This window comes from Bacillus sp. AFS073361, from assembly GCF_002567005.1.
GTDB lineage: Bacteria > Bacillota > Bacilli > Bacillales > Cytobacillaceae > Neobacillus.
The window spans coordinates 133,794-146,930 of sequence record NZ_NUZU01000037.1; the positions used below are offsets into that span (position 1 = coordinate 133,794).

A 13,137-nucleotide genomic window follows, 5' to 3' on the forward strand; every position below is an offset into this window, starting at 1 on the left:
AAAGAGGGATTCCGGGGAATCCCTCTTATTATTATGGATTTTTATGATTCCGTTGGGTCTGGTTTAAACGATGAGATTGATTGTTCACTACCATCTGTTAATTCGTTATCCCTTTTAATCCGACCTTTGCCAACTGCCAATGCTACAAAGACTCCAATTGCTATAAAGACTAGTCCTGTCAAGAAAACCGTAGAAAAAGAATCGGACCAAGCAATTTGAATGCCATGAATTACGCTATTTTGAATGTCTTTTGGCATTTTTAATAGGCTCGGATTGAGCAGCAAACTGAATAATGAATCTGTTTTTTCAGAAAGGGCTGTTAATGCTTTATGTGCAATTGGATTTTCAGCATCATTAGCAACACTTACCATTTCACCTTTAAGTGTATGGTTCATGATTGAATTTAAAATCGTAATTCCAATTGTACCACCTATTGATCGGAAGAAGGTGGAGGCGGATGTTACAGTTCCAAGTTGGGATTTTGGAAATTCATTTTGGATTGCAATCATTAATGTTGGCATAACTAAGCCCATTCCTAAGCCAAGAACTACCATGTAGGCATAGGCAGTGTATTCGTTTGAATCGATACCCATTGTACTCATTAAAAAGAATCCTAAAGCACCAAGAAGCATGCCTGCTGTTAGTACAGAACGGAAGCTAAATCTAAGTAATAATTGCCCGCCAACTATACTTGCCGCAATCATCGCAATCATCATAGGAGTCATGGTGGATCCAGCCTGTGTTGGTGATACACCAAGAATTCCTTGCATGTACATTGGAACGAACATAATCGCTCCAAACATGCCTAAACCCAGCAAAAATCCTAGCGCATTCATCGTTGCAAATGTTCGATTTTTAAAGAATGAAAGATCCAAAATCGGTTCTACTGCTTTTCTCTCAATTAAGCCGAAAACGATAAGAAGCAAAATCGAACCTCCGAAAATAAGGAAAGAAATAGGTGAGGTCCATTCAAATTTATCCCCGCCAAATGTTAAGCCAAGTAATAATAAGACAATGGCAGGAATTAATGTAATAATTCCCCAATAATCAATATTCACTATTCCTTTAACTGCGGTAGTTTCATGCTTTAATCCCATAAAGATTAAAATTGCAGAAAGTAGCCCGAAAGGTACGTTGATCAAGAAAATCCAGTGCCAGCTTATACTATCAACAATTATTCCACCTAAGAAAGGGCCAATGACTGAACTTAACCCAAAGAGTCCGCCAAAAATACCTTGCCATTTAGCTCGTTGCTCAGCTGTAAATATGTCCCCAATAATGGTTTGAGACAGTGGCATAATCATCCCGCCGCCAATCCCTTGAAGCCCTCGATAGATTACTAAGTGTTCCATAGATGTGGCAGTTGCACACAATCCAGAACCAACAATAAAGATGATTGTTCCAAGTAAATAAAGGAATCTTCTCCCATACAAGTCAGACAGTTTTCCAACAATGGGTACAATTGTTGTCGATGTAATCATATAGGCCGTCGTAACCCATGCAAAAATAGTAAAGCCATTTAATTCTGAAATAATCGTCGGCATGGCCGTTCCGACAATTGTTTGTTCTAATGCACTGAAAAACATACCTATAATTAAACCGGTTATAACTAATCTGGTATTAATCCGTTTATCTTCTATCGCCATATTTTTCTCCTATCTAGATGTTATTAAAAAAGTTCCGTCATAAAATATACAATATTACTGTCCGGTCAGTCAATAATTACGTAGAAAAGGAAAGCTACTAAAGATTTCCTTTATAATTCAAATCCATAAAAATCAGCCATTTCCTTAGTGAATGGGTCTAGTGTTTCTATTCCTTTAAAATTGGAAAGCATTCCTTTGATGACTGGAAGACGAGGACTTTTTTTGTTTACTTCCTCTTCAAGAACGTCTAATGAGATTTCTAATACTTCTCTATTTTCCATCAGATTAATTTTTTTTCTTATGTTTTTGATCATATTATTTACATTGGCGGATTCGAAAAATTGTTTCGAATTTTTTATAATATTCCCCATCTTTTCTTCGGTCAAGAAGGGTTCATCACTTGAAATGTCTTTTACGATACTATCCATCCTTTTCATTAAATAATGGGATAGTTTCTCAATCTCAAACTCAGCAGGCTCAAGCATCATTAATCCCACATATGTTTGAAACAATCCTTCTAGAATCAGGGCTAAATCAATCGAATAGGGCTCAATCTTTTGACCATAGATTGAAACTAATCCTTTGCGATGTAATAAATGAGAGTCAAAACGTTTTTTGAATAAAAGTTTTTTGATTTCTTCATTCCTTGGGATTGCTTGTTCTTTGGAGAGCATTATCATAAATTCTTTATGACCAATAAATGTTCTGAAAAATGCAGTGATTTGTTTGATGAATTTTTCTCGCGGGGATATATCCTGGTTTTCAAAAACTAACCTGCTAGATTCTATTGTCTCAAAAATATATTCCAGTATCGAGAGTAATAAATCATCTTTTGACTTAAAATGTAAATAGAAAGCCCCTTTAGAAATATTACTTTCAGTAGCAATCTCTTGGATCGATGTCGATGAAAAACCTTTTTGAGCAAAAAGCTTCATCCCTGATTGAATAATTACTTTCTCCTTTTCTGTCAAAAAAAACCCTCCATTAATAGCTGTTCCTAAGTAGGAACGTATAATTCTTGACTTATGACTGGCCGGTCAGTATGATTAAATTTGTTATGACCGCATAGTCAATCCTATTCGAATCAAATTGAAATGTCAACATGGTATAAGAAGGAGAGAAAAATGAAGAAAATCATTCAGTTTTCATTGAAGAACAAGTTTGCCGTATGGCTATTAACCATTATTATTACAATTGCTGGATTGTATTCAGGAATGAACATGAAACTAGAAACCATTCCAAATATTAATACACCGCTTGTTTCAGTTTTGGCAGTGTATCCTGGGGCGACACCCGAGCAGGTAGCTGAGAAAGTCACGGAACCGATTGAAAAACGAGTCGAAAATTTAGATGGGGTTTCGGTTGTTAGTTCCTCTTCCTTTCAAAACGCTTCGTCTATCCAAATAGAATATAATTTTGATAAGGATATGGAAAAGGCTCAAAATGAAGTAAAGGAAGCCTTAAGCAATCTTGAACTTCCTGAAGGGGTAGAGGAGCCAGAAGTCTCTCGGTTGAGTTTTTCTGCCTTCCCGGTTATGTCATTAAGTATTACAAATACTAAACAATCTTTGGCAGAATTAACTAAAACAGCCGAAGAGGATATTATTCCAGAACTTGAAGGTATTGAAGGAGTATCAACCGTTCAAATTTCAGGGCAGCAGGTTGACGAAGTTCAATTGAAATTTAATGAGTCTAAATTAAAGCAATATAACTTATCAGAAGATACGGTAAAGAATATAATCAAAGCATCGGATGTTACCATTCCACTAGGATTGTACACATTTAAAGATACGCAAAAGTCCGTTGTCATTGATGGGAATGTTTCTACAATAAAAGACTTAAAAGCGATCAAAATTCCCGTTATCTCATCAGCAGGCACAGCGCAGCAAGGTACAGCAGCCAGCCAACAAAACCAGGGCCAACAAACAGGTATTCCTGCTGGCCAAGCAACCCAATCGGCTCAAGCTTCTCCTGCGATACCTAGTGTTGAACTAAAAGATATTGCCACCATTAAGGTAGTAGGGAAGGCAGAATCAATTTCAAGAACAAATGGCAAAGAGTCCATCGGAGTACAGATTACAAGCACACAGGACGCAAATACAGTGGATGTGGTGAACGCTGTTAAAGATAAATTAGGTGATTTTGAAGATAAGATTGATGGGTTAAAGGTTACTACGATTTTTGATCAGGGAAAACCGATCGAAGAATCGGTTGCAACCATGCTGAATAAAGCCATTTTCGGTGCAATATTTGCCATGATTATCATCTTGCTTTTCTTAAGAAATTTCCGGACTACCATCATATCGGTTATTTCTATCCCATTATCCATATTAATTGCGATGTTACTTTTAAAACAAATGAATATTACTCTTAATATGATGACCCTTGGCGCCATGACTGTTGCAATAGGCCGTGTAATTGATGATTCGATTGTTGTCATCGAAAACATCTTTAGAAGGATGTCTCTTAATAATGAAACCTTAAGTGGGAAAGACTTAATTGTTGCTGCCACGAGAGAAATGTTCATGCCGATTTTTTCATCCACGGTGGTAACGATTGCTGTGTTTCTTCCATTAGGTTTAGTTAAAGGACCAGTAGGCGAGATGTTTCTACCATTCGCATTAACCATAGTTTTTGCTTTATTAGCATCTCTTTTAGTAGCGATTACTATTGTTCCAATGATGGCTCACTCTTTATTTAAAAAAGGCGTATCAGTTAAGCAAACACATGTTGAAAATAAACCAGGCAGATTAGCTTCAGGCTATAAAAAGCTTCTTAACTGGTCTTTGAACCATAAAATCATTACCTTTGGATTAGCGATTTTATTATTAGTTGGCAGTTTGTTCCTAGTACCGGTGATTGGGGTAAGTTTCCTTCCATCTGATGAACAAAAAATGGTTGTGGCCACTTATAAACCAGCACCAGGAGAAACCTTGGATGAAGTGGAACGGATTGCAACCGATGCGGAGGAATTTTTTGGGAACAGAGACGGAGTAAAAACGATTCAGTTTTCCGTGGGCGGAGAAAACCCAATGAATCCAGGACAAAGCAATTCGGCCATGTTTTTTGTTGAATATGATAAAGACACCAAAAACTTCTCAAAAGAAACTGAAAATGTAATTAACGATCTAAACCAACGAAATGACAAGGGAGAATGGGCAAGTCAGGACTTTTCAGGTATGGGATCATCAAATGCACTTTCATTTAATGTGTATGGTGACAATATGGATGAAATTGAACCTGTTGTAAATAAGATAGAGAAAATTTTTAAAAGTAAAGACACCCTTAAAAATGTGAAAACTAGTATTGCTGATACCTATGAAGAGTATACCCTTGTCGCTGATCAGAAAAAGTTAAGCCAACTCGGACTTACCGCAGCGCAACTAGGGATGGAACTTACAGGAAATGGTCAGCGTCAAGTACTGACAACTATTGAAAATGATGGCAAAGAATTGAATGTCTATTTAGATGTAGAAAAAGATGATTTTGAAAATATTAATGATTTAACCGATAAAACGATTCAATCTCCGATGGGTATGGCAGTCCCAATAAAGGATGTTATTGATATTAAGAAGGGGCATACATCGGATACGATCACCAGACGTGATCGCCGTATTTATGCAAGTGTAAGTGCTGAAATTACGACAAAAGATGTTTCAAAAGTTTCTGCCGCAGTTCAAAAGAAGGTAGATAAACTAAAACTTCCTTCAACGGTAGATGTTTCGATTGGCGGGGTATCAGAGGATATTGCAGAATCCTTTACACAGTTAGGATTAGCCATGCTTGCAGCGATTGCGATAGTTTATTTAGTACTTGTTATTACATTTGGAGGAGGATTAGCTCCATTAGCGATCCTATTCTCATTACCGTTTACCATCATCGGAGGATTATTAGGTTTGTTGATCTCTGGTGAAACATTAAGTGTATCGGCAATGATCGGTGCGTTGATGTTAATTGGTATTGTTGTAACGAACGCGATTGTATTAATTGACCGTGTCATTCATAAAGAGAATGATGGGTTATCAACAAGAGAAGCGATTCTTGAGGCTGCTGGGACACGCCTCCGTCCGATTCTAATGACAGCCATTGCGACCATTGGTGCACTGATTCCATTAGCTTTCGGAATGGAAGGAAGCGGGCTTATTTCAAAAGGATTAGGTGTGACAGTCATCGGCGGATTAACAAGTTCGACGCTGCTTACCTTAGTTATTGTACCGATTGTTTATGAAACGCTTATGAAAATGAAGCGAAAAGAGAGAGCAGTATAAAGGAACGAAACAGCAGCTGATTTTATGTTAAAATAACATTCAGCTGCTGTTATTTTTTTAGAGTCTTGACATTTTAAAAAAAGAGAGTATAGTAATGTTCTTGTGCTGGTCATTTTGTTTTTTTTATTAAATGTTCATGGATTGTTCATATTTAGCTGTTAACATAGAGATAGATCATATTGAGGGCTGTAGTCTCTCATTAATATAAAAATAATAATTAAAAGTTTATAATCATAGATAACAAGGTAGGTGCTTTATGATTAACTTATTGCAAAGAGGTCAAAGTATTTTTAATAAATATGTTGGCTTTTTCTTTTTGACAGTATTTTTCTTATGGATAAAAACATATATCGTTCAATTAACGCAATTTGACTTAGGAATTGAAAATTCTCTTCAGAAGTTTCTATTATTTATCAATCCGCTCGGATCTGCTTTACTATTCTTGGGCGTATCGTTCTTTTTAAAAGGTAGAAAAAAGTATATAGGGCTAATGGTTATAGATTTTGTTTTATCATTTCTTTTATATGCTAATGTTTTATTTTACCGATTCTTTAGTGATTTTATTACCTTGCCAACCTTAACGCAGACTCAAAACTTTGGCGATGTAAGCGGCAGTGTCACTTCCTTATTGAAGCCATACGATTTATTATTCTTTCTTGATGTCATTGTGTTATTTGGTTTACTTGTTTTCCGATTTGTGAAAATAGAAGTCAAGGATATGAATCGCGGGAAAGTTGCAGCACTATTTTCACTGGCACTTGCGATTTCAAGTGTGAACTTAGCTTTAGCTGAAACGGACCGTCCTCAATTACTTACAAGAGGATTCGATAGAAACTATATCGTAAAATATTTAGGAATGTACAATTACACTATTTATGATGCTGTTCAAAGTACGAAAGCATCTGCTCAAAGAGTTATGGCCAGCAGCGATGATACTACTGAAGTTGTAAACTATACAAAGTCTAATTATGCAGAGCCAAATCCAGCTTACTTTGGGGCTGGAAAAGGAATGAATGTAATTTATTTACATCTTGAATCAACCCAAAATTTCTTGATTAATTATAAGTTGCACGGGGAAGAAGTCACTCCATTTTTAAATTCTTTAACGAAGGATCAAAATACCCTTTACTTTGATAACTTCTTCCATCAAACAGGACAAGGTAAAACATCGGATGCTGAATTTATGTTAGAAAATTCATTATATGGATTATCACAAGGTTCAGCTTATACAACAAAAGGGCTAAATACCTATGAGGCAGCTCCTGCCATTTTAGGTCAGCAAGGTTACACTTCAGCGGTGTTCCATGGGAATTCAGGAAGCTTCTGGAATCGTAATGAAATTTATAAATCATTTGGCTACAACAAATTCTTTGATTCAAATTATTATCAAATCAATTCTAAAGATCTAGCTGAATACGGGCTAATGGATAAACCATTTTATGAACAATCGATTCCACTTTTGGAATCATTGCCAGAGCCATTCTATACAAAATTTATTACTGTATCGAATCATTATCCGTATCCAATTAATCAAGAGGATGCTACAATTGCACCAGGTACAACAGGTGATAAATCTGTCGATGGATATTTTCAAACCGCACGATATGCGGACGAAGCCTTGAAGCAATTCTTTGATTATCTCAAAAAATCAGGTTTATATGATCGTTCGATCATTGTTATGTATGGTGACCATTATGGAATTTCTGAAAATCATAATAAAGCTATGGAGCAGGTAATTGGAAAGGAAATCACCCCATTTGAAAGTGCTGGTTTACAGCGTGTACCATTATTCATTCGTGTCCCTGGAATGGAAGGTGGAGTAAACCACGAATATGGCGGCCAAATCGATCTTCTTCCAACCCTACTTCACTTGCTAGGTACAGACACAAAAGAGTATGTCCAATTTGGAACCGACTTATTATCTAAACAGCATGATGATTTAGTGCCGTTCAGAAATGGTGATTTTGTAAGTTCAACCATCACTTCTATTGATGGAAAGTTCTATGATTCTAAAACTGGTCTGAAATTGGATGAAACAAAAACGGAAGAAGCCAAAAAAGATCAAAAGATCGTCGAATATAAATTAAAGCTTTCAGATAAAGTCGTAAATGGAGATTTATTACGTTTCTACAAACCTGCAAACTTTACTACAGTTGACCGATCACAATATAACTATAATAAAGATGAAAATGTCGTTTCTAAATAGTAAACTGCCTGAGGAAATCCTCAGGCGGTTTTTTTGTTCTTCTCGACAAACACATTCCGCTTGCATCATTATTTTCAAAAGGTGAAAAGATATAGGCAGTAGGAAGTCTGTATAGGGGGGATTATGATCGGGAAGGTTTGGCACATATATAAAACTGATTGGAAAAATATCTTTCGTGTGCCTACTGTAGTGTTGTTAATAGGTGCACTTATGGTTTTGCCGTCGGCCTATGCTTGGGTGAACATAAAGTCAATGTGGGACCCGTATAGTAATACATCTGGGATTCGTGTGGCTGTTAGTAACGAAGATGAAGGAACCGAAATACGCGGAAAAAAATAAATGTCGGTAACGATACCGTCAAGAATCTTAAAAAGAATCATCAACTTGGCTGGGTCTTTGTTAATCGCACTGAAGCAGAAAGGGGAGTGGAGAGGGGACTTTATTATGCCTATCTCATCATTCCTAAGGATTTTTCGAGAAAGTTATCCAGTATTTTAGAGGTAAATCCCCAAAAACCAGAAATCGAGTTTGCGGTAAATGAAAAAATAAATGCTGTAGCTCCGAAAATCGTAAGTTCAGGAGCCTCAAGCGTAACCGCTCAAATCAGCCAAGCTTTTATAAAAATAGTAAGTGAAGCTATTTTCGAGGGGTTTTATAGAGCCGGAATTGAATTGGAGCAAGAATTGCCATCCATACATAATGTGGAAAAGCAGATCTTTGCATTAGAAAAAGCTTTGCCTGAAATAGAAAAGATGGGGAAAGCGGCGATTGAACTTGAAAAGAAGTTACCAGAAATACAAGCAAAGGGACAGAAAGTAATTGAATTGGAGCAGAGGATCCCAGAGATAGAAAAGGCAGCAGACAGTATTTTAAAGATTGAGGACCGGTTACCGCTTATCAAAGAAACAGGAGCTAAAGTGATTACCCTTCAAGAGAAAATTTCTAGTTTACAGAGAGCGAAGGAACTCATTACTGATACTGCAACCAATCTATCAGAAATAGAAAACATGCTTCTACAATCACTTGAACAAATGAAGGGAGCTTCTGTATCGCAGACTGGATCCAAAGGAGAACAAGAAGAGGTTAACAGAATTTACAAAGAACTTCTAAAAATTCATGGAAATATAGTGGAAACACAGGCAGAGCTGCTTGAGAAAGTTGATAAATTGACAAAAGCGACTAATACAGCTGCTAATTTTTTTAAAAGTGATTTTGCGAATAGTGAGCAAAAAATCCATCGCGCTGCTGATTTTGTGCGAACGGATTTACCATCTTTAGAGAATGACATTCGAAAAGCGGCTGATTTATTTAGAACGAGGTTTTATGCCTTTGTGAAGTATGTCCACAAAGCAGCGGATCTAGCACGCAACGATTTACCGGGATTTGAGTCAAGCATAAGGAATGCTGCCGATAAAATTAGAAGCTTTGAAAGCAGTGTAAATATGTATGACTTAATCGAATTTCTAAAGCATGATCCGCAAAAAGAAAGTAATTTCCTTTCGAATCCGATCTTATTAAAAACGAAGCGGCTTTTTCCAATTCCAAACTATGGATCGGCGATGACACCATTTTATACGATGCTAGCTCTTTGGGTTGGTGCGACATTATTAATTGCCTCACTAAAAGTAGATGTTGATAATCCTGGCCCTAGCTTTAAAGGGTACCAGCTTTTTTTAGGAAGGCTTATTACCTTTCTTACTATCGGAATCTTCCAGGCTGTGATTGTGTCCCTTGGTGACTTGTTTTTCATTCATACATATGCGATTGACAAACTCTGGTTTGTGGTATTTTGTATGTTTATCAGCATGGTATTTGTTACAATCACTTATTCCTTATGTTCGGTGTTTGGCAATATTGGAAAAGGATTAGCGATTATTTTCTTGGTTCTGCAAATCTCAAGTTCTGGTGCAACATTTCCTGTGAGCTTGACCTCATCATTTTTTCAAACGATCAACCCTTATATGCCATTTACCTATGCCGTGAGTATGCTTCGTGAAACAGTAGGCGGCATGATTGTCGAGGTCGTGATAAAAGATTTGTTCGCGCTTGTTATCTTTATTGCGTTGAGCTTACTTTTAGCATTGATGTTAAAGAAACCTTTAAGTAAACAGATTCAAAAAACAGCTGAAAAGGCAAGGACATCGAGGATTATTCCATAGGGGGTTTCTAGGAAATAAGTAGGATTTCGCAGACATGTAATCATGTCTGCTTTGTTTATTTATCGAGTAAACAAATGTATCCCTTAGCCTACGTTAATACTTTTTAAAATATTGTAATAAATCAACTTGACAATTCCTATGCGTATGGTAGGATTAAATTTAAATAATAAATACAAGGACATTTTAAGCTCATACTCGATCCATTAAAATATGGATCTATTACTCTAGTAATTCAACAAGGAGGTCCACAGGAATGACAAAAGCAGTGACATATGAAAACTGGAATCAAATTTCGGATACTTTTTCCGTAGAGGACCAGACAAAGGGTGCACGTGCTGTTTTAGAATGGGCATACAGCCAGTATCCTGAAGAAAAAATTGTCTATGCCTCCAGTTTTGGTGCTGAAGCCATTGTATTAATTGATTTAATTTATCAAGTTAAAAAAGATGCGCACATCGTTTTTTTAGATACAGGACTTCACTTTCCAGAGACGTATGAGGTAATCGATAAAATAGAAGAACGTTTTCCAGAGCTTCAAATCGAACGAAAAACTCCTAAATTGAGTTTAGATGAACAAGCAGCGGAATACGGTTCTGCCTTATGGAAAAGGGAACCTAATCAATGCTGCCAAATCAGAAAGGTTATTCCTTTACGTGAGGCGCTAACCCCAAGAGAGGCATGGATTTCAGGTCTGCGCAGGGAGCAGTCTCCAACAAGAAAGGACACTCAATTCTTAAATAAGGATGAAAAATTCCAAAATATTAAAATTTGCCCGCTCATTCATTGGACCTGGGATGAGGTTTGGGAGTACATCAAGGAAAAGGATCTCCCTTATAACCAATTGCATGACCAAAACTATCCAAGTATTGGCTGCTTCCCTTGCACCCAAGCGGTCGGAACCAATGGTGATTCTCGTGCTGGACGTTGGTCAGGCAGCAGTAAAACTGAGTGTGGATTGCACTCGTAGTAAAGAGGATCATTTCCCATTACTTACGATCATTGGGTATGAAAGGAAAAACACCTTCAAGTTAATCGATACTAACATGATTCTAAAACTTTAATGAAAGGTTGATTAAAAATGTCATACTTACCAAAACCTCATGGAGGAAAACTTATTCAAGCGTTTGACCCTAATTACGATCTAACTTCTGTAGTAAAAGAACTGGAAATTGATGCGATTGCCTTAAGTGACCTTGAATTAATCGGAATTGGTTTATTTAGTCCATTAAAAGGTTTTCTTGGCAAAGCGGATTATGAATCTGTTGTTAACAATATGCGCTTAGCAGACAATACCATTTGGTCTATCCCAGTTACACTTCCAGTTTCCTACGAGGTAGCTGGATCACTCGTTGTAGGTGAGGAATTCAAACTTACTTATAATAACGAGGTTTATGGAGTGATTAAGGTTTCAGAATGGTATGAACCTGACCTAGATAAAGAAGCAGTTGAAGTATATAAAACGGGAGAAACTGCCCACCCAGGTGTGAAACGCCTTTATGAAAGAGGTCCAGTCTATGTGGCAGGTGAAATCGTCTTAGTTAAGAAATCAGAAAAAGGTGTTTTCGGTGACGTATGGTTTGAACCGAAGGAAACACGTGCTATTTTCGAAGAAAAAGGCTGGAAGACAGTTGTAGGATTCCAAACTAGAAATCCGATTCATCGCGCCCATGAATACATTCAAAAAGCGGCTCTTGAGACTGTTGATGGATTGTTTGTAAACCCTCTAGTTGGCGAAACGAAGTCAGATGACGTCCCAGCAGATGTTCGTCTGAAAAGCTACCGCGTGTTACTAGATAATTATTATCCAAAGGAGCGCGCACAGTTAGGTGTGTACCCAGCAGCAATGAGATATGCAGGTCCAAGGGAAGCTATTTTCCATGCACTTGCTCGTAAGAATTTTGGCTGCACTCACTTTATTGTTGGCCGTGACCATGCTGGTGTTGGTAACTATTACGGAACATACGATGCCCAACACATTTTTAGTAATTTTACAGAAGAAGAGCTTGGTATTAAGCCATTGTTCTTTGAGCATAGCTTCTATTGCAACAAATGTGAAGGAATGGCTTCTGATAAAACTTGCCCGCATAGCAAGGAGGACAGAGTAATTCTTTCCGGAACAAAAGTAAGAGAGATGCTTCGCGCAGGCGTATTGCCACCATCAACCTTTAGCCGTAAAGAGGTTGTTGAAGTACTGATTGAAGGAATGAAAGAAACAGCTACCGTGTAAGGAGGAATTAAATCTATGGCTAAACCAACAAATATTACATGGCATGAAACATCTATTTCAAAAGAAAATCGACGTGAAAGAAATGGGCATGGAAGCTGTGCTCTTTGGTTTACTGGACTCTCAGGATCTGGAAAATCAACAATCGCTAATGCGGTATCTAACGAATTATTCCGCCAGGGAATCAGTGAATATGTTCTAGATGGGGATAATATTCGCCACGGATTAAATAAAGATCTTGGCTTTTCCGATTATGATCGTACTGAAAATATAAGAAGAATTGGCGAAGTGGCCAAATTGTTTGTCGACAGTGGCAAAGTAGTGACGACCGCTTTTATTTCTCCATTCCGTTCTGATCGTGACCAAGTCCGTGCTTTGTTCGAAGCCGGTGAATTTATTGAAGTCTTTGTGCAATGCCCGATTGAAGAATGTGAACGTAGAGATCCAAAGCAGCTGTATGCGAAAGCGCGCCGCGGGGAGATTAAGGATTTCACTGGAATTGACTCGCCGTACGAAGCACCAGAACAACCAGAGATTACGCTTCATTCAGATCAAGTAACAGTTGAAGAAGCGGTGGAACAAGTATTTGCTTATCTAAAAGAGAAGAACATTCTCTAAAAGATTCGGTGGTTCC

10 protein-coding genes are annotated in these 13,137 nt (G+C 37.4%); 8 read left to right on the forward strand and 2 right to left on the reverse strand.

The features are described 5' to 3' along the window. Positions 1 to 41 precede the first annotated feature (41 nt). Both COJ96_RS18250 and COJ96_RS18255 read right to left on the reverse strand, forming a co-directional pair. The gene (locus COJ96_RS18250) at positions 42 to 1,646 is read right to left on the reverse strand and encodes an MDR family MFS transporter (protein ID WP_098575231.1); all 1,605 of its coding nucleotides are present in this window, start codon (positions 1,644 to 1,646) and stop codon (positions 42 to 44) included. Positions 1,647 to 1,756: 110 nt separating this feature from the next. Further along, positions 1,757 to 2,617, reverse strand: coding sequence for a TetR/AcrR family transcriptional regulator (locus COJ96_RS18255; protein ID WP_098575232.1), 861 nt, complete (start codon positions 2,615 to 2,617; stop codon positions 1,757 to 1,759). Between the two features lie 153 nt (positions 2,618 to 2,770). Here COJ96_RS18255 and COJ96_RS18260 point away from each other — a divergent pair, with 153 nt between their 5' ends. From COJ96_RS18260 to cysC, 8 genes are all read left to right on the forward strand, one after another. Then, the gene (locus tag COJ96_RS18260; protein WP_098575233.1) at positions 2,771 to 5,914 is read left to right on the forward strand and encodes an efflux RND transporter permease subunit; all 3,144 of its coding nucleotides are present in this window, start codon (positions 2,771 to 2,773) and stop codon (positions 5,912 to 5,914) included. Positions 5,915 to 6,170: 256 nt separating this feature from the next. Then, positions 6,171 to 8,120, forward strand: coding sequence for a lipoteichoic acid synthase (gene ltaS / locus COJ96_RS18265; protein WP_098575234.1), 1,950 nt, complete (start codon positions 6,171 to 6,173; stop codon positions 8,118 to 8,120). Between the two features lie 123 nt (positions 8,121 to 8,243). Next, on the forward strand, positions 8,244 to 8,459 hold the full coding sequence (locus COJ96_RS29310; protein WP_257148557.1) for a YhgE/Pip domain-containing protein: 216 nt from the start codon (positions 8,244 to 8,246) through the stop codon (positions 8,457 to 8,459). An 86-nt stretch (positions 8,460 to 8,545) separates the two neighbouring features. Next, positions 8,546 to 10,279, forward strand: a complete 1,734-nt coding sequence (locus COJ96_RS18270; protein WP_257148558.1) for a YhgE/Pip domain-containing protein — start codon at positions 8,546 to 8,548, stop codon at positions 10,277 to 10,279. A 191-nt stretch (positions 10,280 to 10,470) separates the two neighbouring features. Beyond that, positions 10,471 to 10,536, forward strand: coding sequence for a DUF2292 domain-containing protein (locus tag COJ96_RS29615; protein WP_373561726.1), 66 nt, complete (start codon positions 10,471 to 10,473; stop codon positions 10,534 to 10,536). After that, on the forward strand, positions 10,533 to 11,246 hold the full coding sequence (locus tag COJ96_RS18275) for a phosphoadenylyl-sulfate reductase (protein WP_098575235.1): 714 nt from the start codon (positions 10,533 to 10,535) through the stop codon (positions 11,244 to 11,246). Before COJ96_RS29615 ends, COJ96_RS18275 begins: the two co-directional genes overlap by 4 nt. Before the next feature lie 111 nt (positions 11,247 to 11,357). Further along, positions 11,358 to 12,506, forward strand: a complete 1,149-nt coding sequence (sat, locus tag COJ96_RS18280) for a sulfate adenylyltransferase (RefSeq protein ID WP_098575236.1) — start codon at positions 11,358 to 11,360, stop codon at positions 12,504 to 12,506. A gap of 15 nt (positions 12,507 to 12,521) precedes the next feature. Next, positions 12,522 to 13,121: an adenylyl-sulfate kinase gene (cysC, locus tag COJ96_RS18285; protein ID WP_098575237.1), complete on the forward strand. Its 600-nt coding sequence runs from the start codon at positions 12,522 to 12,524 to the stop codon at positions 13,119 to 13,121. Positions 13,122 to 13,137 lie beyond the last annotated feature (16 nt).